The organism is Pseudomonas kitaguniensis, assembly GCF_049199985.1.
GTDB classification, from domain to species: Bacteria; Pseudomonadota; Gammaproteobacteria; order Pseudomonadales; family Pseudomonadaceae; genus Aquipseudomonas; species Aquipseudomonas kitaguniensis.
This window is the reverse complement of sequence record NZ_JBLZPT010000013.1, coordinates 1-22,671: the sequence shown is the minus strand read 5'-3', so window position 1 is coordinate 22,671 and position 22,671 is coordinate 1. Positions and strand designations below refer to the sequence as shown.

The 22,671-nt window shown below is 61.0% G+C and carries 18 protein-coding genes; 11 read left to right on the top strand and 7 right to left on the bottom strand.

Annotation, left to right across the window (positions count from 1 at the left end; genetic code table 11):
- Positions 1-137: 137 nt before the first annotated feature.
- Complete coding sequence (locus ACOZK9_RS16880; protein ID WP_421556231.1) at positions 138-2,222, bottom strand: TonB-dependent receptor family protein; 2,085 nt, start codon at positions 2,220-2,222, stop codon at positions 138-140.
- Positions 2,223-2,405: 183 nt separating this feature from the next.
- Here ACOZK9_RS16880 and ACOZK9_RS16875 point away from each other — a divergent pair, with 183 nt between their 5' ends.
- From ACOZK9_RS16875 to ACOZK9_RS16850, 6 genes are all read left to right on the top strand, one after another.
- Entirely contained in the window at positions 2,406-2,750 is a 345-nt protein-coding gene (locus ACOZK9_RS16875; RefSeq protein ID WP_235592373.1) for a YceK/YidQ family lipoprotein, read from the top strand.
- Between the two features lie 135 nt (positions 2,751-2,885).
- On the top strand, positions 2,886-4,643 hold the full coding sequence (locus tag ACOZK9_RS16870; RefSeq protein ID WP_058411385.1) for a carbamoyltransferase family protein: 1,758 nt from the start codon (positions 2,886-2,888) through the stop codon (positions 4,641-4,643).
- Positions 4,644-5,540 (top strand): antimicrobial resistance protein Mig-14, encoded by an 897-nt coding sequence (locus ACOZK9_RS16865; protein WP_058411384.1) that lies wholly within the window; start codon positions 4,644-4,646, stop codon positions 5,538-5,540. It begins immediately after the preceding gene.
- Positions 5,537-6,949 (top strand): PIG-L deacetylase family protein, encoded by a 1,413-nt coding sequence (locus tag ACOZK9_RS16860; RefSeq protein ID WP_421556230.1) that lies wholly within the window; start codon positions 5,537-5,539, stop codon positions 6,947-6,949. Before ACOZK9_RS16865 ends, ACOZK9_RS16860 begins: the two co-directional genes overlap by 4 nt.
- A gap of 85 nt (positions 6,950-7,034) precedes the next feature.
- Complete coding sequence (locus ACOZK9_RS16855; protein WP_421556229.1) at positions 7,035-8,183, top strand: glycosyltransferase family 4 protein; 1,149 nt, start codon at positions 7,035-7,037, stop codon at positions 8,181-8,183.
- Positions 8,180-9,064, top strand: a complete 885-nt coding sequence (locus ACOZK9_RS16850; RefSeq protein ID WP_421556228.1) for a glycosyltransferase — start codon at positions 8,180-8,182, stop codon at positions 9,062-9,064. Before ACOZK9_RS16855 ends, ACOZK9_RS16850 begins: the two co-directional genes overlap by 4 nt.
- Here the strand turns inward: ACOZK9_RS16850 and ACOZK9_RS16845 are convergent.
- On the bottom strand, positions 9,059-10,258 hold the full coding sequence (locus ACOZK9_RS16845) for an acyltransferase family protein (protein WP_058411380.1): 1,200 nt from the start codon (positions 10,256-10,258) through the stop codon (positions 9,059-9,061). The genes ACOZK9_RS16850 and ACOZK9_RS16845 overlap by 6 nt on opposite strands.
- 4 nt (positions 10,259-10,262) lie before the next feature.
- Positions 10,263-12,146, bottom strand: a complete 1,884-nt coding sequence (locus ACOZK9_RS16840) for an O-antigen ligase family protein (RefSeq protein ID WP_122251853.1) — start codon at positions 12,144-12,146, stop codon at positions 10,263-10,265.
- A gap of 159 nt (positions 12,147-12,305) precedes the next feature.
- On the opposite strand from ACOZK9_RS16840, the gene msbA reads away from it, so the two are divergent.
- The 3 genes from msbA to ACOZK9_RS16825 all read left to right on the top strand — a co-directional run bounded on the left by msbA (position 12,306) and on the right by ACOZK9_RS16825 (position 16,677).
- Complete coding sequence (msbA, locus tag ACOZK9_RS16835) at positions 12,306-14,111, top strand: lipid A export permease/ATP-binding protein MsbA (RefSeq protein ID WP_058411390.1); 1,806 nt, start codon at positions 12,306-12,308, stop codon at positions 14,109-14,111.
- A gap of 213 nt (positions 14,112-14,324) precedes the next feature.
- The gene (gene hldE, locus ACOZK9_RS16830; RefSeq protein WP_058411378.1) at positions 14,325-15,749 is read left to right on the top strand and encodes a bifunctional D-glycero-beta-D-manno-heptose-7-phosphate kinase/D-glycero-beta-D-manno-heptose 1-phosphate adenylyltransferase HldE; all 1,425 of its coding nucleotides are present in this window, start codon (positions 14,325-14,327) and stop codon (positions 15,747-15,749) included.
- Complete coding sequence (locus tag ACOZK9_RS16825; protein ID WP_421556227.1) at positions 15,742-16,677, top strand: NAD-dependent epimerase/dehydratase family protein; 936 nt, start codon at positions 15,742-15,744, stop codon at positions 16,675-16,677. The genes hldE and ACOZK9_RS16825 overlap by 8 nt, the downstream gene beginning before the upstream one ends.
- A gap of 149 nt (positions 16,678-16,826) precedes the next feature.
- On the opposite strand, the gene ACOZK9_RS16820 is transcribed toward ACOZK9_RS16825, so the two are convergent.
- Genes ACOZK9_RS16820 through ACOZK9_RS16805 form a run of 4 tightly spaced genes read right to left on the bottom strand, consistent with a single transcriptional unit; the run spans position 16,827 to position 20,212 of the window.
- A complete protein-coding gene (locus tag ACOZK9_RS16820) occupies positions 16,827-17,795 on the bottom strand; it encodes a hypothetical protein (protein WP_058411376.1) in 969 nt (322 codons plus the stop codon).
- 41 nt (positions 17,796-17,836) lie between these two features.
- Positions 17,837-18,649 carry an aldo/keto reductase gene (locus ACOZK9_RS16815; protein WP_058411375.1) on the bottom strand — a complete coding sequence of 271 codons (813 nt, stop codon included), beginning with the start codon at positions 18,647-18,649 and terminating at the stop codon, positions 17,837-17,839.
- Entirely contained in the window at positions 18,646-19,821 is a 1,176-nt protein-coding gene (locus ACOZK9_RS16810) for an NAD(P)/FAD-dependent oxidoreductase (RefSeq protein ID WP_421556226.1), read from the bottom strand. The genes ACOZK9_RS16815 and ACOZK9_RS16810 overlap by 4 nt, the downstream gene beginning before the upstream one ends.
- Before the next feature lie 55 nt (positions 19,822-19,876).
- Entirely contained in the window at positions 19,877-20,212 is a 336-nt protein-coding gene (locus tag ACOZK9_RS16805; protein WP_058411373.1) for a DMT family transporter, read from the bottom strand.
- A gap of 104 nt (positions 20,213-20,316) precedes the next feature.
- On the opposite strand from ACOZK9_RS16805, the gene ACOZK9_RS16800 reads away from it, so the two are divergent.
- Together ACOZK9_RS16800 and waaA are read left to right on the top strand one after the other, a co-directional pair.
- Entirely contained in the window at positions 20,317-21,207 is an 891-nt protein-coding gene (locus tag ACOZK9_RS16800; protein ID WP_122251192.1) for a LysR family transcriptional regulator, read from the top strand.
- A 23-nt stretch (positions 21,208-21,230) separates the two neighbouring features.
- Positions 21,231-22,508 (top strand): lipid IV(A) 3-deoxy-D-manno-octulosonic acid transferase, encoded by a 1,278-nt coding sequence (waaA, locus tag ACOZK9_RS16795; protein ID WP_421556225.1) that lies wholly within the window; start codon positions 21,231-21,233, stop codon positions 22,506-22,508.
- Positions 22,509-22,671 lie beyond the last annotated feature (163 nt).

Below are 22,671 nucleotides of genomic sequence, written 5' to 3'. Positions count from 1 at the left end.
GCTCGCGATGGCGGCGTGTCAGATAAGTATTTTTTAGCTGATACACCGCCATCGCGAGCAAGCCCGCTCCCACAAAAAGCGCTTTTGATTTGCTTCAACCACTCGGGTCGGCTTTCAGGCCGCCGCGCTTTACCGGATCAGAACTGATACTCCGCACCGGCTCCCGCGTACCACGAGCGGCCTGGCGCGGCTTCGTAATAGCGGCCATTGCCATCGCCGACGATCACCGAGCCGACGTATTGGCGGTCAAGCAAGTTATCCAGGCGCAGGGTCTGGTGGAAGGTCCAGTGTTCGACCTTCTGCTCGAAACGCGCGCGCCAGTTGAACACGCTGTAGCCCGGTGCGGCGTGTTGCTGGTTGGTGTCTTCGACATACACCTTGCTGCGGTACATGCCTTCCAGCGCGGTGCTGACCCAGTCGCGGGGCTTCCAGTTCAGCTCGGCGAACAGTGTGGTTTGCGGCACGCCGGGCAGGTAGTTGCCTTTGTCGACGGTGGTGCTGCCGCCGCTGACGAAGTCGCTGTCGTAAGTGGCTTGCAGGCGGGTGTAAGCGATGTTGGTGCTCCACTGTTGACTGAGCTGGCTGTCGATGCCGAGTTCGAAGCCACGGCGCAAAGTACGGCCGGCGTTCTGGTAAGTGGTACGACCCCCGCTGGCTTGCTGCACCACCAGTTCGTCTTCGGTGGTGATCTGGAACAGCGCAGCATTGAGGCGCGTGCCCTCGGCAATCAGCGCTTTTAAACCCACTTCATACTGCTTGCTGACCGACGGCTTGAGCGCGAAGTTGAAACCGTTGGCCGTGCTGGAATACGCCGACTCGGCTTGAGTCGGAGTTTCGAAGCCGCTGCCCGCGCTGACGTAACCGTGCAGGTCCGGCGTGAAGGCGTACATGACGCTGACCGACGGCGTGTTCTTTTGGTAAGTCTGGTTGCCGCTGTCGTAGCCGTCACTTGTGAAGTGGTCGTCCACGTCCATCTTCATGGTGCTGTGGCGCACGCCGGCTTGCAGGGTCCAGTCGCCCAACAGCCAGTTGGCTTGCACAAACGGGTCGAGGCTGGTGGCGGTGTCGAGTTCATCGCGGCCCAAGGCGCCTTTGACGCCGTGCACGCCGTTCAGGGTGTTGGAATAACCTTGGCGATCATCCTGGCTGCGGTCGTAGTCGAGGCCGGTGATCACGGTCAGCTCGCCGGGCGCACGGGTGATCGGTTGCAGCCAGTGGAGGGAGCCGCCGTAGAATTTTCGGTCGAAGTCGACCACGCCGCCGCGCCTGTCTGCGGGCGTGCCGCCGGGTATCGACAAATACTGAATCACACTGCGCCGCCCGGTGTAGGCATTCACTTGTAGGGTCGCATCGCCAAAATAGCGCTCGTAATTCATGCCCAATTGCTGATGATCGATGCTTTTGCGCGTGTTGTACTGCAACGCGGCGGGGGCCACCGAGCGCGGGTCGGCCTTGTAGGCCGCCCATGTTTGCCCCAGCGGGTCCTGCGTGCCGTTCTGCTCCAGGCTGCTGTAGATCAGCGCGAGCTTGCTGTCGTCGTCCGGCTCAACGTTGAGCTTGGCGAAGGTCTGGTCACGGCGCGCGCTGCTGTGGTCGCGGTAGCCGTCGGTGTCCATGCGCGAAGCGTCGAGCACAAACCCTGCGCCATTCGCCGCGCCCTCGGCGCTCAGGTGGTTTTTGCTCAAACCGTCACTGCCCACCAGGGTTTCGGCGCCGATGCGCGGCGGGCCTTCGCCGTCGCGGGAAAACATCTGGATCACCCCACCGGCGTTGCTGCCATACAAGGTGGCGGCCGGGCCGCGCAGTACTTCAATGCGTTCGGCGGTGTCGAGGTTGAACGTGGCGGCCTGGCCCTGGCCGTCGGGTGTGCTGGCCGGTATGCCGTCGGCAATCAGCTTGATGCCGCGCACGCCAAACGCCGAGCGGGCGCCGAAACCGCGCGAGGAAATCTGCAGGTCCTGCGCGTAGTTCTGGCGGTTTTGCACCACCAGGCCGGGCACGCGAGACAACACTTCAGAGGCATTGATGCCGAGCTGGCCGTCGCTGATCTGCTCATGGCTGATGCCGTCCACCGAATACGGCAGGTCAAATGTCGGGCTGGCGCTGCGTGAGCCAGTGACTACGCTGGGGTCGAGGATCAGCGGCGCGTCGTCAGCCAGCGCGGTATCGCTCAAGGCGAGCAGGCCGGGCAACAAAAGGGTGATGCGGGCGAGGGTTTTCATGATCAGCCGTAATCCGTGGCGCATAGGGCATAAACGCGCAAAGGCTGCGAGTTTAGTGTCTCAACGGATTTTTATCATTTCGGATTCTTCCTACGGGGTGCATAGTCGTTGCAGTGCTGAATTCTCAGCGGCGGCGGTGCTAGCGTGGCCGCTCACTCGGAAGGGCTGTTCATGACACTGAAAATGACTGTTGCACTGCTGCTTGCATCCCTGGCCGTGAGCGGCTGTGGAACCATCAATACGGTTTTTCGCCCCGACGCCGTTGCCAGCCAGAACCTCAAGGAATCGCGCAGCCACTGCGAAAATGTGCCGCGTATCTACAGCGGGGTGATCTACGGCTTTTGCACACTCAACGGTGAGCCCAAACCCGAGAAAAGCCTGAACGAGCAAAGCTTCTCCGGCTTTACAGGCAATGCCTTCCCTATCCTCGCCATCGAGGCCATCGCCTCTGGCGTGATGGACACGCTGGTGCTGCCTTACACGATCTACCGCCAGAACAAGGACGGCAGCATCGAGATCTACCGCTAGCCCCGCTTGCCGCTAACAGCTTTGCACCGCTTTTAAGCTATAATCCCGCCCTTTAGCTGTTTCTCGCCCAGGCGAGGGGCACACTTTTTTCAGGCGCAGCGCGCCTGCATGCAGACTAAAAGAGGCTAGACCCCTGTGGCATTGACGATTCTTGGCCTGTCCGGCGCCCTTAGCCATGATCCTTCCGCAGCCCTGTATATCGACGGCAAGCTGATCGCGGCCGCCGAAGAAGAGCGCTTCGTACGCGACAAACATGCAAAGAACCGCATGCCCTACGAATCGGCGAAATTCTGCCTGGAACAGGCCGGTATCAAGCCTTCCGACGTTGACGTGGTGGCGATCCCTTTCGCCCCGATCAGCCTGTTCGGCGAGGCGCGCTGGCACTATGCCAAGCGTTATTGGTACGCCCCGGACCGCGCGTTGGACGCGATCCTGATGGGCAACCGTCGCTACAAGCGCTATCGCAACAAGATCGTCTGGTGCCTGGAGCAACTCGGCTTCGATCCGAAAAAAATCAAGATCGAACCGGTTGAACACCACCTGGCCCACGCCTCCAGTGCCTATCACTGCTCGGGCTTCCAGGAAAAAACCGCGATCCTCGGCATCGACGGCAAAGGCGAGTACGCGACCACGTTCTTCGGCTACGGCGAGAACGGCAAGATCCACAAGATCAAGGAATTCTTTGATCCGGACTCCCTCGGCGGCCTCTACGGCGCGATCACCGAGTTCCTCGGTTTCGAGATGCTCGACGGCGAGTTCAAGGTCATGGGCATGGCGCCGTATGGCGATGCCAGCAAATACGATTTCTCACGCCTGGCCTCGTTTGAAAACGGCGAGTTGGTGATCAACACCGACTACGCCAACGTTATCGGCCTGCGCCGCTACAAAGAGAAGGGCAAGGGTTTCTACTTCTCGCCGAAACTGATCGAGTGGCTGGGTCCCAAGCGCGAAGGCGACATCGCCGACGAGCCGTACATCCACTACGCGGCCAGCATGCAAGCGCTGTTCGAGAAGCTGGCCCTGCAGATGATCGACCACTATTTGGGCGACATCCTCAAGGAAACCGGCAAGCTGGCCTTCGCCGGCGGCTGCGCGCTGAACGTCAAGCTGAACCAGAAAATCATCGCGCGTGACGACGTGAAAGAGCTGTTCGTGCAGCCGGCCTCCGGCGATGCCGGCACCGCAGTCGGCGCGGCGGCGTACGTATCGCACGCCCGTGGCGTACCGGTCGAGAAGATGGAACACGTCTATCTCGGCCCGTCGTACAGCAACGAAGACGTGATCGCCGCCTGTGCCAAGCACGCGAGCAAGCCTAAATGGCGCCAGATCGAAAACATGCCCAAGCGCATCGCCAAGATCATGGTCGACGGCAACCCGGTGGCCTGGTTCCAGGGCCGCATGGAGTTTGGCCCGCGTGCCTTGGGCGGTCGTTCGATCATCGGTTGCCCGAGCGCCACCGGCGTGGCTGACCGCATCAACCACCAGATCAAGTTCCGCGAGCGCTGGAGGCCTTTCTGCCCGTCGATGCTCGACACCGTTGCGCCGTTGATGATCAAGGTCGATCACCCGGCGCCGTTCATGACCTTCACCTTTGAAGTGTCGGAAGAGTGGAAAACCCGCGTGCCGGAAGTGGTGCATGAAGATGGCACCTCTCGCGCCCAGGTGCTCAAGCGCGAGTACAACCCGCGCTACTACGACATGATGAAAGAGCTGGAAGTACTCACCGGCAACGGTGTGTCGCTTAACACCTCGCTCAACCGTCGTGGCGAAGCGATGATTTGCTCGCCAACCGATGCGCTGAACATGTTCTTCGGCTCTGACCTTGAGTACCTGATTATGGAAGACATCCTGGTCGTCAAAGACGGCGTGGACCCTTATGACGCTGTGGTCTAAATGCTGAACCGCTTTCAGGGTTGGCGTGAGCGTGGTTGGGTGCCGGTCGAGGCCAGCGTTTACGCCCAGGCCTGGCAGCGTTTTGGCGGCAGCGTGGCAACGCACCCGCAGGTGGTCGAGCGCTTGGCGAACCTGGCGCAGATTCCGGTGCGTTACTTGGGCTGGGAGCAGGACGGCGAACTCAAGGGCGCCATTGCCACGTGGGGGCGCGACCTGGCCTTGTCCAAGGATGTGCTCAAGCGCACCGGCAAAAAAGGCTTGTTCGATCTGGGTAACGCCGAGATCATTTTGCCGATCGCCGCCGATGCGCAGTTGCCACTGCGCCACCGTGCGCGTTACCTCTCGGCGCTGAATCAAGGGCGCGTCAGCACCCTCAAGCCGCAGGCCGAGCAGTTGGCCATGGCGCGCACGCCTGAAGACCTGTCGAAGAAGTTTCGCTACAACCAGCGCCGCGAATTGCGCCTGCTGGAAGAGGCGGGCGGCGTGGTGCGGGCGGTCAGCGAGTTTTCCAGCACAGAGCTGGCGGCGATTTATTGCGACCTGTTCCAGCGCCGCTGGGGGTTTGCGGCGACCGGGGCCGAGCGCCTGGCCGAAGTGCTTGAACTGCTCAACGAGTTCCTGTTCGGCTCGGTGCTGTTTCTGAATGACGCCGCCATCGCCGTGCAGTTGGTGTATCGGGTGCAGGCCCCGCAGTGGGTCAGCGTTGAATACGTGAATGGCGGTGTCGACCCGCAAACCCGTGCCTTCAGCCCCGGCAGCGTGCTGAGCTTCCTCAATACGCAAAGTGCCTGGGAGCAAGCGCGGGCCATCGACAAGCCGCTGCGCTTCTCGTTCGGGCGTGCCGACCGTGAATACAAGGAGCGCTGGTGCAACCCGGTGCCGGTGTTCAGCGTATGAGTCGCAAGCAGCTACTGCTCAAACAGCATCGGCGCAACAAACGTATCGCCCTGCTGGTCGGCCTTTTGCTGCTGATCGCTGCCGGTGTGCTGGTGGCGTGGTGGTTGCCGCTGCTACTGGCCGTGGTGCTGTGGGTGGCGCACGAGGCGTGGTTTGCCGACCACTTGTTCTATTCGCCCGGTGACGACTATCAGTACACGTTTGCCGAAGGCAGCGAGCAGCCGGGCGTGCGCCTGGACGCGGGGCGATTGGTGCTGGACGCACCGTTGTCGTTGGCGGGCGATGAAACCTTGATTCTGGCGCTTGAACTGAAAAGCTCGTGGCTGGGGCGTTTTTTTGACCCGGCGATTGAGTTGTCGGGGCTTGATACCGCCGATTGCCAAGCCTTCGAGCGGGGCGTCGGCGGGATGCGCTACCTCAACCTGTCGGGCGCCGGCGAAGCGCTGGCCAGCGGCAACCTGCATGTGCGCGGGCGCTTTTGCCGGATCAAGGGGCAGCCGAGATTGTGGCTGTTCCGCCAGCCGGATTACCGCCGCCAGCGCGTCATGGTGATCGCGCCGCATGCCGACGATGCCGAGTTGGCAGCGTTCAGCCTGTACAGCCAAGCCGATGAAAGCTGGATCGTCACCCTCACCGCAGGCGAGATCGAAGCCGAACACTATCAACAGATGGGCTTGCCCAAGGCCGATGCGGCGCTGCTCAAGGGGCGTTTGCGCGCTTGGGACAGCATCGCTGTGCCGCGTTGGGCCGGTGTGCCCGAGGCGCAGTGTGTGCAGTTGGGTTACTTCTGCATGCAGTTGCCGGCCATGCAGGCTGCGCCGGACCAGCCGCAGGCTTCCCGCGAAGCGCAACTGGACGATACGCGGCTGTTTCGCCAGTTCAATGCACTGGCCTTGCCCGGTGATGTGGACGGTGCGCCGACCTGGAACAACCTGATTGCCGACCTGCGGGCGCTGTTGCTCAAGGCTCGGCCGCAAGTGATCGTATTGCCTACGCCGTTGCTCGACCCGCACCCGGACCACATCTGTGCCCACGCAGCGATTATTCAAGCGTTGCAGGGCCTGGAATGGCAACCGGGCACATTGCTCGGCTATGCCAACCACTTGCATGATAATGACCGCTGGCCGATGGGCGATTCAGGCGCGGGCGTGGCTTTGCCGCCGCGCTTTGATGCCGCGCCCGAGCTTGTGCCGTGCAGCCTGCCGCTGACCCTCAACCAGCAGCGGGACAAGGCCATGGCGCTGGGTATGATGCATGACCTGCAGCCGCGCCCGCCGTTCAAACGTCGTGTACGCCGGGTCTTGCAACGATTGCTGGCAGGCCGTGGTCCATCGCCTTACGGGGAGAATGAGTTCTTTCGCAAGGCCGTGCGCCGGCATGAGCTGTTGTGGGTCTTGACGCGCGACTGAAGTATTTGAGTGCAGGCTGCGAGCCGCCTGCCGCACCGTTTTCGCCGGGCTGCCTGCCCGCAGCCTGATCGCCGGATGGAGAGTTATGAAACCTCGTTTTAAGGTGTTGCAGTTACAACCGGATTACAACGTGAAGGCTAACGACTTTGCCGACCTGGGTGAGCAAATCGTCAAGTCGCTGCCGGTTGAACGTTTTGAGGTGACGTCGGGGTTTCTCAGTGGCCGTCCGCAGCCAGGCCAGCCCGTGAGCGTGGCGGATCACTCGAAATACTTTGAGTTTCCAGAGAAAGCCCTCAAGGGCATTCGCCTGGGCGCCATGTGGAAGATCTACAAGTATTGCCGCGAGCAGCAGTTCGACGTGGTCATCTGTAACCGCTTCAAGTCGGTGAACATGATGCTGTCGCTCAACCGTTGGCTGAAGATCCCGTTGTGCATCGGCATTTCCCATGGTTTTGGCGAGTATGCGCGCGGCTACCGTCGGCGCCAGACCCAACGCCTGGTCAGCCCGGCCTGGCGTTTTGTGGGGGTGTCGGCGGCAGTTCGCGATTACCTGGTTGAGCTGAATTGCGGCTTCACCTGCGAGAACACCACCTACGTCACCAACGCCATCGATATTCCCCAGGCTGAAGCCTTGCAGTTGCCGCGCGATGCAGCGCGCAACGCCTTGGGCTTGCCGCTGGACGCACGCATGATTGGCGCCTTGGGCCGACTGGTGCCGATCAAGGGCCATACCCATCTGTTGCAGGCGTTTGCCACGCTTAAAGACAAATACCCGAACGCTCAGGTCGGCATCATTGGCGCCGGCCGGATTGAAGCGGATTTGCGCGCCGACATAGAGCGCCTCGGCCTGAACGGTCGCGCGCATCTGTTGGGTTTTCGTGAGGATGGCTTGAAGTACGTGCGCGCGTTTGACATCTGGACCATGCCGTCGCTGGTCGAAGGCTTGGGCCTGGCGTTACTGGAAGGCATGAGCGGGCGTTTGCCGGTGATCGCCTCCAACGGGCCGGCGATGCTGCCCTTGGTGCAAGGCGCGGGCGGACTGTCGCATGAGCCAGGCAATGTCGAGCAACTGGCTGCCGCGCTGGACACCTACCTGGCGATGAGCGACGAGCAATTGAAGGCCAAGGGCGAGCAAGTATTCAGCTACCTGGAGCAAAACCACGGCTTGGCTGAGTTTCAGCAAAAGTACCTGGACCTGATCGAAACCGGTTTACACAAAGCAGGTAGAGCATGAGTCAGCAACAACCCTTGGTCTCGGTGATCATCGCGTCCTATAACCACGGCCCGTACATCGAGCAGAGCATTCTCAGCGTGCTCGGTCAGACCTACCCCAATATCGAACTGCTGGTAGTCGATGACGGCTCGAAAGACGACAGTGTCGAGCGCATCCTGAGCTTGCAGGCCGAGCACGGTTTTGATTTTCAGGTGCAGCAGAACCAAGGGCTTACGGCCACGCTGAACGGTGCCGTGGCGCGCGCCAAGGGCAGCCTGATCGCGCCTTTCGGTTCTGACGACATCATGCTGCCTGAGCGCATTGCGACCCAGGTTGCCTACATGGCGGACAAACCGCGAGTGGGTATTTGTGCTGGCAACATCGAATTGATTGATGGCGATGGCAAGCCTTACCCCGCGAAAAAACAGCACCTCGATGTGCCGTTTCGCAGCCTCGATTTCGATGACATGTTCATGGATCGAAAACCCTTTCCGCCCGCGCCGACGATGTTGATTCGTCGCGAAGCGCTGGAGGAGGTTGGTGGGTTTGACCCGCTGATTCCGCTGGAAGACTTGCTGATCCAGTTAAAAATCACCGCCGCCGGCTACACCATCGACGCCTTGGGTGTGGTGATGGCGCGTTATCGTCAGCACGGCAGCAACACCTACAAGAATCATCGCTACATGATTCAGAACATCCTCAAGAGCTACGCGTTGTTCAGCGATCACCCGGCCTATGATCAAGTGCGTTACAGGTTCCTGAATTCGATGTTTTTGAAGACGGCGAACCGTGACCGGGTGCTGGCGCGCGAGATTCTCAAGCAAATCCCGTTGAAGTTTTGGGGGCGCAAGACCTTGCGCGGGCTGGCGCGGCTGTACCTGGCGCCGCTGCGCAGCTCATAGGCTTTCGAGTTTGGCTCGACGCAGGCGCCGCAGCGCCTGCTTGCCGGCTTCGATGCCGGGTTTCTCGATGTAGAGGAAACTCAAGGTGCTGATGATCACCAGCAGCACCGTAATCACCGCCAGCATCGACAGATAGGGCACGGCGCCGCGCAGATCAATCGCCAGCAGTGCGCGCACCTGTGTCGTCGCCAGCCACAGCAAAAGCCCGTGCAGCAGGTACGTGCTGTAGCTGACTTCGCCCAGCCAGCGCACGCTTGCCAGCCGCAGCGCACCGAACAAGGTGTTGCCCGACGCTACCACCACAAAAAACACTGTCAGCAAGAGCTGCGGCGCGATGGAGAAGCTTTTGCGGAAGGCGCCCATCACCAGCGCCAGGGCCACCAGTGCGATGACGGCTGCCAGTCGCGTCTGGCCCCACGCTACCAGCGCAGGGTTGCGCACCCAATAGGCTGCCGCAATGCCGCCGACGAAGGTCAACAGAATGTGCGTGCGCAGGGAATGCTCCCAGCCCACCAGTTGATACACCAGCACAATCGCCAGTACTGCCAGCGCCGTTTTATGCCAGCCGCCTCGGTAGATGAACAGCGCGCCAAAAAACGGCAGGCTCAGGTAGAAAAACATCTCGTAGGCCAGGGTCCACGTGACGTTCGCAATCATGCTGCCGGTTTGCGGGTAGCCGTTGATGTCTGGTCGCTCAAAGGTCAGCCACATCGCGATATGCTTTAGCAACTGAGTTGGTGTTTCCATCAGCGACCAATTCTGCAGGCCGAACACGCCGAGTACCACCACCGCCAACAGCAGCAAATACAGCGGATAGATGCGAAACAGGCGTGAAACAGCGAAGGCCAGCCAGTCGTGGTCCTGGCGTTGCTTGAGCAGGCGCCCCCAGAACAGAAACCCGGTGATCATGAAAAACAGCGCAATGCTGGCCAGGCCGGTCTGTGCGTAGAACTTGTTTTTGGGGACTTCCGTGATGCCGGTATTCAGCGCGATCCAGATGATCACCGCGTGATGAATGAATACGCCGAGTGCCAGATAACCCCTCAGCCCGTCGATGCTTGCGAAACGCTGGCTGCCGGTGGCAACCAGGCTCTCGCGAATACGCGGGAACAGGTGCAGGAGGATGGATGCAGTGCAAATGGCCAGTGCGTACACCGCAATGGCCAGTAGGGGGGTGGAAATCCAGGGGGTCAAGCCATCACCTTTTTATAGTTGGGCTTTCGCCGAGTGTGGCTGGGCGAGTGAATGCTTGGACCTGCTCGCGGATTTTTGCCGTGGCGTTTGGCGATGCCACAGAGGCATAGCCTTTAGCCAATTGTTCAAAATGCGACTCGAACAGCCAATTGCGGTCTTGCGGGTAGCGTTGCATGTGCCGCAGGTTGCGTTGGCGCAGCGCATTGCGCAGCGCCGACGGATAAATGCGCATATCGGCGACGTCGATCAGGCCGAATTCGCCGTCATCCATCAGCAATACGTTACCCAAGTGCAGCGAACGGAAGTAAACACCGCGCTCGTGCAACTGCGCCATAAACCGCCCGAAACGCTCAACCAGCGATTCCCGCAGGCTGCTGTCGAGGCTTTGCAGGGCTTGGCGCAACGTCAGCCCAGGCAGCGGCTGGTAGCGTACGGCGCTGCTACCGTCGTGCAAACGGTAGAGGTCGAGGATAGACGGTGACGGGGTATCGTGTTCACGCAGTTGCTCGCTGTTGCTGGCAAACCGCTCGGAATACGGGTTGAAGCTGCCCGAGGTGTACCAGCGCCGGGCGCGGAACAGCTTGAGGAAACTGCCGTCTTCGAGGCGCAATACTTTGGGTCCCAGACCATCGGCCTCGATGACCTGGGCGTTGCTGCACAGCTGTTCGAAGGCGTCGGGCTTGAGGGTTTCGACCGGCCTGCGCAGCAAGCTGCGGCGCCGCTGGGCGATGCTCAGGCCGGCGATCATGGCCAGCGGAATCCACAGCAGAAACCAATGCTCCTTGGGCCGCGAGAGGATGCCGCCGCCTTCGGTCAGGCCGGCGCCGATGCCATACGCCAGCAGCGACGAGGCCAGGATGAACAGTGGCTGCGCGCGCTCCTTGAAGCTTTTGTACAAGCCCCAGCCGAGCATGAAGATCCACGGTATGAAACCGATGATGCCGACGTAATACAGCACGCCCAGGGCGAAGCTGTGAGTTTCGCGCAGCACGATACCTTGTGCCGGTGTCAGGTACAGCTCGGAATCGTAACTGTGGCCGATCCACGGATGCTCGGCGATACGTTGCAGCGACATATCCCACAACTGGAAGCGAAAGGAGCTGCCACGGCTGGTGATGAGTTCCGGGCACAGCAGCAACAGCGCCGCCACGCCCACCAACAGGCCCGCGATCAGCAGCGCGGCGCGGCGGTTACGGCTTGTAAAACTCAACCAAAGCACCGCAAGGACCAATGCCACCAGTGGCGTTCTTGAGCCTGTCGCGAGGATCGCGGCCGCCATGATTGCCAGCGCCGGCACGCTGAACCAGAGCACCTGCAAACGGTTGGTGGTCATGCAGACGTACAGCCAATAGACGCAAAAAAAGCCAAACACATGTGAGCTGAGCAATGGGTTATCGAGCGCTCCGCGCCCGCCAATCATGCGTTCGCCTTCTGCGAAATGCGGGGCGAATACCACCAGGTTGCAGGCACAGACCACCAGGGCAATCACCGCGGCGCTGAAGAATATCGGCTTGAACAGTTCGTTGCGGTAGTGCAGCAGCAGGCCAAAACCTGCAAACAGCATGAACGTATGCAGCGGGCGTTTAAACAGGTCGGAGTCGGTCTCAGGCTGAGGGCTCCAGAACAGGCTGGTCAGCGCCCAAGCGGAAAACACCAAAAACGCTATCGCCAGCGGCTCGCGCAAAATCGCTTTGATTTCGGCCGGGCGCAGGCATAGCAGCAACAAGGTAGGCGCGCTGAACAGCACGTAGTAGAACTTGTGCAGCACATTGCGATTGGTCACGAAGAACAGCGAACTCAGCAACAACAACAAGCCAATGGGTAAAACCCACAGGACCAGGAAGTCGAAAACACGATTTGAGCCATAGGTGAGGCGCGTGGAGTGCATACAGTAAAGCCATTCCAGAAAAGAGAAAGCCGGCCATCTTAAGGTAGTGGCTATATAATGTCGCCGGATGAATCCGGCCCGGCTGCGGGTCATGCAGGGTGCAAGTACAACAGAGAAGCTGTGCTAAAGTCAGCCTCCTTTTTCAAAACGCCGCGTGATATGACCGACTCTAGTCCGAGCGCAAGCCCTTCGAGCTTGAAAATATACTTCCGCCTGCTCAGTTACGTTAAGCCCTACGCCGGCTTGTTCGCATTGAGTATCGTCGGATTTCTGATTTTCGCGTCGACCCAGCCGATGCTGGGGTACATCCTCAAGTACTTCGTCGACGGCCTTTCCAACCCGCAAGCGGTGTTGTTCCCCAGCGTACCGTACCTGCGTGACCTGCAATTGCTGCAGGCCGTGCCTTTGTTGATCATTCTGATTGCAGCCTGGCAGGGCCTGGGCTCGTTCCTGGGCAACTACCTGTTGGCCAAGGTCTCGCTGGGCCTGGTCCACGACCTGCGCGTGCAGTTGTTCAACAACCTGCTGACGTTGCCCAACCGCTACTTCGACAATCACAATTCGGGGCACCTGATTTCCCGCATCACCTTCAACGTGACCATGGTCACGGGGGCGGCGACCGATGCCATCAAGGTGGTGATCCGCGAAGGCATGACGGTGATCTTCCTGTTCGCCTCCCTGCTGTTCATGAACTGGCGCCTGACGCTGGTGATGATCGCCATCCTGCCGTTGATTGCAGTGATGGTCCGCACGGCCAGCAAGAAATTTCGCAAGCAGAGCAAGAAAATCCAGGTGGCCATGGGCGATGTGACGCACGTTGCCTCCGAAACCATCCAGGGCTACCGCGTGGTGCGCAGCTTCGGTGGCGAAGTCTACGAGGAAAAGCGCTTCCTCAAGGCCAGCCAGAGCAACACCGACAAGCAACTGCGCATGACCCGCACCGGGGCGATTTACACGCCGCTGCTGCAACTGGTGATCTACACCGCCATGGCGGTGCTGATGTTTCTGGTGCTGTACCTGCGTGGCGACGCGTCGGCCGGTGACATGGTGGCTTACATCACCTTGGCGGGCCTTTTGCCCAAGCCTATTCGTCAGTTGTCGGAAGTCAGCTCGACCATCCAGAAAGGTGTGGCCGGCGCAGAAAGCATTTTCGAACAACTGGACGAAGAGCAAGAGGTTGACCACGGCACGGTCGAGCGCGACAAGGTCAGCGGTCGGCTGGAAGTGCGTAACCTCAACTTCACCTACCCCGGCACCGAACGCCATGTGCTCAAGGACATCAGCTTTACCGCCGAGCCTGGGCAGATGATCGCCCTGGTGGGCCGTTCCGGCAGCGGCAAGTCGACCCTGGCCAGCCTGATTCCGCGTTTCTATCACCATGCCAGCGGTGAAATCCTGCTGGACGGTGTTGAGGTCGAGGATTACAAACTGCTCAACCTGCGCAAACACATTGCCCAGGTGACCCAGCACGTCACCCTGTTCAGCGACACCGTGACCAACAACATCGCGTACGGCGACCTCGCCGGTGCGCCGCGGGCAGACGTTGAAGCAGCGGCGGCGGATGCCTACGCCAAGGACTTCATTGACCAGTTGCCAAAAGGCTTCGATACCCCGGTCGGTGAAAACGGCGTGCTGTTGTCCGGCGGCCAACGCCAGCGCCTGGCAATCGCCCGCGCCTTGCTCAAAAACGCGCCGCTGCTGATTCTCGACGAAGCCACTTCGGCCCTCGATACCGAGTCCGAGCGGCACATTCAGGCCGCTCTGGACAAAGTCATGCAGGGGCGCACCACGCTGGTGATCGCGCATCGCCTGTCGACCATTGAAAAGGCCGACTTGATTCTGGTGATGGACGACGGTCGAATTGTCGAGCGCGGCAACCACGCCGAGTTGCTCGCACAAAACGGCTACTACGCGCGACTGCACGCCATGGGCCTGGATGCGCCGGTAGCTGCCGAGATCACCTGATTCAACGACCTGTGCGGGAGCGGGCTTGCTCGCGATGGCATCAACTCGGTGTACTTGGTGGCCCGAGTCGTCTGCATCGCGAGCAAGCCCGCTCCCACATAAAGCGAATCCGCTTTTTATCTGACCACTCAGGCCGCCTGCTCTTGATCCGAGAAGCCTCGCGTAACCCTGTGCTAATATCGCGGCCCTGTTCATTTTGTAGTGGGTTGCTCCATGAAGTTGTCCATGCCGCGATTCGATCAAGCCCCTGTCTTGGTGGTCGGCGATGTCATGCTCGACCGTTACTGGCATGGTGGTACCTCACGGATTTCCCCTGAGGCGCCGGTACCAGTCGTCAAGGTCGAACAAATCGAAGACCGTCCGGGCGGCGCTGCCAACGTTGCCCTCAACATTGCCGCGCTCGGCGCCCCGGCCTCGCTGGTGGGTGTGACCGGCGACGACGAAGCCGCCGACAGCCTGGCCAACAGCCTGCGCGGCGCTGGCGTGCGCGCGCTGTTCCAGCGCATCGCCCATCAGCCGACCATCGTCAAGCTGCGGGTAATGAGCCGTCACCAGCAATTGCTGCGTATCGATTTCGAAGAACCCTTCGCCACCGACGCCTTGGTGCTCAGCGGCCAGGTCGACACGTTGCTCGACGGTGTCAAAGTGCTGGTGTTGTCCGATTACGGCAAAGGCGCTCTGAAAAACCATCAGGCGCTGATCCAGGCCGCCAAGGCCCGCAACATTCCGGTACTGGCCGATCCCAAGGGCAAGGACTTCTCGATTTATCGCGGCGCCAGCCTGATCACGCCAAACCTCAGCGAGTTCGAAGCCATCGTCGGCGGTTGCGCCGATGAACACGAACTGGTGACCAAGGGCGCCACGCTGATGGCCGACCTCGACCTGGGTGCGTTGCTGGTAACCCGTGGTGAACACGGCATGACCTTGCTGCGCCCAGGCCAACCGGCGATGCACCTGCCGGCGCGTGCGCGTGAAGTGTTCGACGTCACCGGCGCCGGTGACACCGTTATCTCCACCCTGGCCGCGTCCATCGCGGCCGGTGAAGAATTGCCCCACGCCGTGGCGCTGGCCAACCTGGCGGCGGGCATTGTGGTAGGCAAATTGGGTACTGCTGCGATCAGCGCACCTGAATTGCGCCGGGCTATCCAGCGTTCCGAAGGCTCAGAGCGTGGCGTATTGACCAGCGAGCAACTGCTGCTGGCGATTGACGATGCCCGTGCCCACAACGAAAGCATCGTGTTCACCAACGGCTGCTTCGACATCCTGCATGCCGGTCACGTGACTTACCTGGAACAGGCGCGCGCCCAAGGCGATCGGCTGATCGTTGCGGTCAATGACGATGCCTCGGTCAGTCGCTTGAAAGGCCCTGGCCGTCCGATCAACAGTGTTGACCGGCGCATGGCCGTACTGGCCGGTTTGGGCGCGGTGGACTGGGTGATCAGCTTCTCGGAAGGCACCCCGGAAAACCTGCTGGCCCAGGTCAAGCCGGACGTGCTGGTCAAAGGCGGTGACTACTCTGTCGACCAGGTCGTGGGGGCAGACATCGTCAGTGCTTACGGCGGCAAGGTCAAAGTGCTGGGCTTGGTTGAAAACAGCTCGACCACCGCCATCGTCGAGAAGATTCGCAACAATGAGTGAAGCTGATAAGTGGGTTCTGATCACCGGCGGCGCCGGTTTTATCGGCTCGCACCTGGTCGATGCCTTGCTCGCCAAGGGCTACGGCGTGCGGGTGCTGGATAACCTGTCCACCGGCAAGCGCAGCAATTTGCCGATGGGCAACCCGCGCGTGCAGTTGGTCGAAGGTGATGTAGCGAATGCCGAGCTGGTGGCGCAAACCGCCGTTGGCGCTACGGCCGTGGTGCATTTGGCCGCAGTGGCTTCGGTGCAAGCGTCGGTGGATGACCCCGTCAGCACTCATCAGAGCAATTTTGTCGGCACCTTGAATGTCTGCGAAGCCATGCGCAAGGCGGGCGTCAAACGCGTGGTGTTTGCTTCCAGTGCAGCGGTGTACGGCAACAATGGCGAAGGCGCCTCGATTGATGAGGAGACCACCAAAGCGCCGTTGACGCCTTACGCCTCGGACAAGCTGGCCGGCGAGCATTACTTCGACTTTTACCGCCGCCAGCATGGCCTGGAGCCGGTGATTTTCCGCTTCTTCAACATTTTTGGGCCGCGCCAGGACCCGTCATCGCCGTACTCCGGGGTGATCAGTATCTTCAGCGAGCGCGTGCAACAGGGTGTGCCGATTGCCGTGTTTGGCGATGGCGAGCAAACCCGCGATTTCATGTACGTCGAAGACCTGGTGGACGTGCTGGTGCAGGCCATCGAAGCCGAAGATGCGCCGCAGGGTGCGATCAACGTGGGCTGGAACCGCACCACCACACTCAAACAAGTACTGCAGGCGTTGGAAGAAGTGGTTGGCACATTGCCGACCATCACTTACGGGCCGGCACGCTTGGGCGACATTCGGCATTCGCGAGCGAACAACCAACGGCTGTTGGCGAGCTTCACGCTGCCCGAACCGACCCCGTTGAAAGTTGGCCTGCAGCGGTTGCTGCACGGTTGAGCTGACTCTGTCTGAAATATCCGGGTGCCTGCATCGGGAGCAAGCCCCCTCCCACATTTAGCTGAGTTCCAACCCGGGAATGCAGTCAAATGTGGGAGGGGGCTTGCTCCCGATGGCGAAGTGTCAGGCGCTACACAGCCTGGCAGCGCCTAGCGGCTGGCTTTTTTCTTCGGCACGATCTTGCTCAGCATCTGCTTGGCCTTGCCGGTCAGGCGCGTAAGTTTCGACTCTTTCTCGGGTTGTGCCAGGCCTTGCTGCCGCAGCCAGTCCTTCCAGCGAATGCGCTCATCACGTACCAGCCAGCCTTCCTGCTGGGCGAAGCTTTCTGCCAGGTATAAACCGCGGGTGCTGGCCGGATACAGTTGGTCCTTCTTGACGGTGTACAGCTCGGCGATGGGCTGGCCGTCTTTGAGTGGCATCAGGTACAGGTCTGGGCGCTGGCGGTCCAGGCGCGCTACCAGTTGGTCACCTTCAAGCCGTTCATCGACATGAAACAGGCTCAGGGATTTAGCTTCCTTGGGCACTTCCAGGCGCAAGTCATAGATCAATTGCAACGACGCCGTCGGCAAGTGCACGTACGCCCGTGGGCGCTCGATCAATTGCGTGGTCGCGCAGCGCACCGGGCGCGCCGCGCCGGACAACGGGCTGAGGCGAAACGGCAGGGCTTCGCGGTAATGCAAGGCGGCAGAATAGGGCGCCGGCAGCCACGTGTCGTTAAAGCGCCCGCCAAGCCAGCCTTCGGGCGTCTCCAGCAAGCACTCTTCGGCAATTTCCTGAATGGCGGTGTGCAGCGGCAGGTTCAGCTCATGCGCAGGCACGTAGCCGGAGATCAGCTTGAGCACCACATCGCCACGGTCCTGGCGGCGTTGGCGCACCAGCACCCAGTAATCCTTGTTTTGCCAGTGCAGGGTCAGGCGCACCGAGACGCCGAGGTTCGCCAGTTCCAGCGCAAACCGTTCGGGGTCTGCCACCTCCACCGGCTTGCGCCGTTGCAGGGTCTGGGCGAAGTTGAGCGGCATGCCCACGCTCTGGTAACTCAAGCCCTCGGGCGTGGCTTCGACGTGCAGCGGCAGTGTTTTAAAGTTGCTGGGGTTTTTTCTAATGAGCGTTCGCGGCATGTCGGCTCCTTCTTGCGACGGGGTCGGCCGCGTCGGCGGCATCAGAGTTGACGAATGACCTTGGCAGCGGTCGCCACGTTATGGGCCAGGTGCAGCGGATTAATGGTCCCGACAATAGCACTGGCGACGCCCGTTTGCGCAAACAACAACATGAAACTCGATTGAATTGGATCCATTCCCGGCGCAAGACAAACGTGGCCGCTGGCCAGAGCCTTTTTCACCAGGATGCCTTTGCCGTGAGCCGCCGCGTAATCAATCACGGCTTTCTCCGCCTGTTCGTTCAGATTGTAGGTAACCATCGCGCAGTCGCCCAGTTCCAGGGCTTTTATGCCGCCCTCGACGGTTTTGCCAGAGAAGCCGAAACCACGGATCTTGCCCTCTTTTTTCAGCGCCTCCAGGGTTGGGTAAACCTCGCAATCGTTGAGAATATGCAGGTCGTTGCCATCCGAATGCACCAGCACCAGGTCGATAAAATCCGTTTCAAGTCGTTTCAAGCTGCGCTCAATCGACAGGCGGGTATGCGCCGCGCTGAAGTCGTGATGCGACACACCCTCGGCAAACTCCTCGCCGACCTTACTGACGATCACCCAGTCGTTGCGCTGACCGCGCAACAATGGCCCCAGGCGTTCTTCGCTGCGGCCATAGGCGGGGGCGGTGTCGATCAAGTTGATGCCCAACTGGTGCGCCTGGCGCAGCAACATCCGCGCTTCATCATCATTCGGAATCTGGAAACCGTTGGGGTATTTCACCCCTTGGTCGCGGCCCAGCTTGACGGTGCCCAGGCCCAGTGGCGACACCAGCAGGCCGGTGCTGCCCAAAGGGCGATGCAAGTCGTGCAACGTTGGCAGGCTCATGGCAAGAGTTGCTCCCATGCAGGTTGGCCGATGGCAGGTTTGGGCAGGTCGGGCAGGGCGTCGCCAGCGCTTGGGCGGATGTCGTCGCGCTGCAGGGCATTGAGCACCCGGTCAGCGAAGTCCGGCGCGAGTGCCAGCTTGGTCGGCCAGCCCACCAGCAGGCGGCCTTGTTCGGCGAGGAATGCGTTGTCGGGGCGGCTGAGGCCCGATTGCAGCGGCTCGGCGCGGTCGACACGCAGGGTGGCCCATTGGGTTTGGCTCATGTCGATCCAGGGCAGCAGTTGCGCCAGCTCTTTTTGCGCGGTGGCGATCTGTTCTTGCGGCGTGCGCGCCACGCCATCCGCCTCGGCAATATCGCCGCCCAGGTACCACACCCAGTTGCCATCGGCCGCCGGGTGAGTGGTCACGGTGATGCGCGGCTTGGTGCCGCCGCCCAGGCAGTGCGCGTACAGCGGCTTGAGGCCGGGGCCTTTGGCGATGATCATATGCAGCGCACGTTTTTGCATGGCCGGTTGGCTGAGGCCGAGTGCGCCGAGCAAGTCCGCCGTGCCGCCACCGGCACTCAACACGATGCGCTGGGCGCGAATGTCGCGGCCATCCACCTTCAAGCCGACGAGTGTGTCGCCTTCCAGCAGCGGTTCGATGTGCTGCCCGGCCAGCAAGCCGTCGCCCGCCAGTTGGGCCAGGCGTTCGATCAAGCTTGGCACGTCGACCACCAGCTCTGCCAGGCGATACACCTTGCCTTTGAAGCGGCGGTCTTGCAGGGCCGGAGGCAGTTCATCGCCCTTGACCTGATCGACGCGGCCGCGCACGGCTTTGCTGGCGAAGAAGCTCGTGAGGTTGCCCGCCAACGTGCCGGGGGACCACAAGTAATGCGCTTGGGACAACACGCGCACGCTGGAAAGATCCAGCTCGCCGTCACCCGCCAAGGCTTCACGCCAGCGGCGCGGCATGTCGGCAATCGCTTCGGACGCGCCGGTGAGGGCGCCGTGCAGGGCGTATTTTGCGCCGCCGTGAATAATCCCCTGAGACTTCACGCTTTGCCCGCCACCCAGCGTGGCGCTTTCCACCAACACCGTGGAAAACCCCTCGCGGCGCAGGCGCGCATTCAGCCAGAGGCCGGCAACCCCGGCGCCGACAATCAGAACGTCGGTGGAAATAACGGATGGCATGGGCGACCTCAGTGTTCAAGACAAGAGGCGCAGTATACAGGCTGTTGAGCGGTGATCAGTGCCCGGCGGTTTTCGAGAACAGCTGAATCACCACCACGCCCAGCACGATCAAGCCCATGCCCATGATTGCCGGCGCATCAAGCTTCTGCCCATAGATAAACAGCGCAGCAATACTCACCATCACAATGCCCATCCCGGCCCACACCGCATAAGCCACGCCTACCGGCACAGTGCGCACCACCAGCGTCAGCATCCAGAAGGCTACGCCGTAGCCGACAATTACCAGCGCCAGCGGGATGGGCGTGCTCCAGCCTTTGATGGCTTTCATGGACACGGTCGCGATGACTTCCGAGCAAATGGCAACGGCCAGGTAAAGGTAGGCGACATTCATGGGGTAATCCTCGGTGCGTAGCGTGTTTGACTAAAGCGGCCATTCTAACGCTTCAATAGATGGGGTAAAGTCATTACCTATCCGAATTAAAGATGGGTTGAGCCATGAGCGTGCAGTGGAGCCTGGAGCAGATGCGCCTGTTTGTCAGCGTCGCCGAGCAGCGTTCGTTTTCCGCCGTGGCGCGTGACCAGCGCAAGGCGCAATCGGCGGTAAGCAACGCAATTGCCCTGCTCGAAGCCGACCTTGGGCTGAGCCTGTTCGAGCGAAGCAGCGGCCGCCAGCCGAGATTGACCGAAGCCGGCAGCGTGTTGCTCGAAGAGGCGCGCGAGGTGTTGCGCCAATGTGAGCGGCTGAATGGCCGCGCGCTGTCCCTCACGCGGGGCGAGGAAGCTTGCCTGCGGCTGGCCCAGGACGAAGCCATGTTGTTCCAGCCGGTGCTCGACAGCCTTGAGGCGTTGGCCGGGAAATACCCGCATCTTGAAGTGCAACTGTCCAGCGCGGCGCAGGGCGATGTGGCGCGCAAGCTGGTGGAGCGCAAGGCGGATTTGGGCCTGTTGTTCTATCACGACCAGATCCCCGAGGCCCTTGAACGCCGGGTCGTCGGCAGCGTGGAGATGGTCACCGTGTGCGGCGTGAATCACCCGCTGGCCACAGAGCCATACGTGGACTGCCAGCGCCTGGCGCAGTTTCGCCAACTGTTGATGTCGACCCAAACCAGTGTTTACCCCGGCAGCGAAGCCGCCAGCCCGCTGGTGTGGCGCGCCGACAGTTTTTACGTATTGGCCGAATGGCTGATGAGCGGCCTCGGCTGGGCGTGGTTGCCCCGGCACATCGTGCAGTACCCGACGTATCAACACCAAATGGTTGAACTGGACAGCGAATGGACCCCGCCGGCCCTGGTGGTCGAACTGGTTTGGCGCCGCGACGAGCACCTCGGCCCCGCTGCACGCTTCCTCGCTGAACGATTTGCCGAGTGCTTGCGGGCGATTGACTGAAAAAGCCGATAAACTCCGCCGCCATGAATAGAACTCTCTATAGCTGTTTGTTTTACCTGGCGCTGCCGTTGGTGGCTTTACGTCTGTGGCTGCGCGCGCGCAAGGCGCCGGCGTATGCCAAGCGCGTCAGCGAGCGGTTTTCTTACGGCCTTCCGGTGATGCAACCAGGCGGTATCTGGGTGCACGCGGTGTCGGTGGGCGAAAGCATTGCGGCTGCGCCGATGATTCGCGGCTTGCTTGCACGCCATCCGACGCTGCCGATCACCGTCACCTGCATGACGCCCACCGGTTCCGAGCGCATTCAGGCGTTGTTCGCCAATGAGCCGCGCATTCAACACTGCTATTTGCCTTATGACTTGCCCTGCGCCGCGAAGCGCTTTTTGGACCGCGTGCAGCCCACACTGGCGGTGATCATGGAAACCGAGCTGTGGCCCAACCATATCAACGCCTGTGCCCAGCGCGGCATTCCGGTGGCCTTGGCGAATGCGCGGCTGTCGGCACGTTCGGCCAAAGGCTACGCACGTTTCGCCAAGCTGACGGCGCCGATGCTCGCGCAAATGAGCCTGTTCGCGGTGCAGACACCCACCGAAGCGCAGCGTTTTCTGAGCTTGGGCGCGCGCCCTGAAAGCGTCGATGTCACCGGCTCGATCAAGTTCGACCTGACCATCGACCCCGAGCTGCCGGAGCGCGCCAGCGCTTTGCGCGCGCAATGGGGCGCCAGAGAGCGCCCGGTATGGATCGCTGCCAGTACGCATGAAGGTGAAGATGAAGTGGTGCTGGCTGCCCATCGCCAGTTGCTCGCCAGTTATCCCAACGCGCTGTTGATTCTGGTGCCGCGTCATCAGGAGCGTTTCGGCGCAATGTTTGAGTTGTGCGAACAACAGGGCTTTGCCACCGTGCGCCGCTCCAGTGGCGAGCCGGTGACTGCGCAAACCTCGGTGCTGCTTGGCGACACGATGGGCGAGCTGTTGTTTCTTTATGCGTTGGCTGACAGTGCCTTTGTTGGCGGCAGTCTGGTGCCTACGGGGGGGCATAACCCGCTGGAGCCGGCGGCGTTGGCCAAACCGGTGATCATGGGGCCGCATGTGTTCAACTTTCTCGACATCAGCGCGATGATGCGCGACGCCGGGGCTTTGCGAGCAGTGGATGACGCCGAGGGGTTGGCCGAGGCGGTGCGGCAGTTGTTCGAATTGCCGCAGGACGCGCGCAAGATGGCGCAGGCCGGGCTGGTGGTGATGCAGGCTAACCAGGGCGCCTTGAAGCGCTTGCTGGATGGGTTGGACACGTTGCTAAACCACTGAGCCGGCGTTCTGTGTGGCAGCCTGAAAGCCGACCTGAGTGGTTGGATCAAAAGCGCTTTTTGCATACACGGCAGATCTGCTTTTTTTTGCTTTCTGTGGGAGCGGGCTTGCTCGCGATTGCGGTGTGTCAGTTGAAAAATATATATCTGACACACCGCAATCG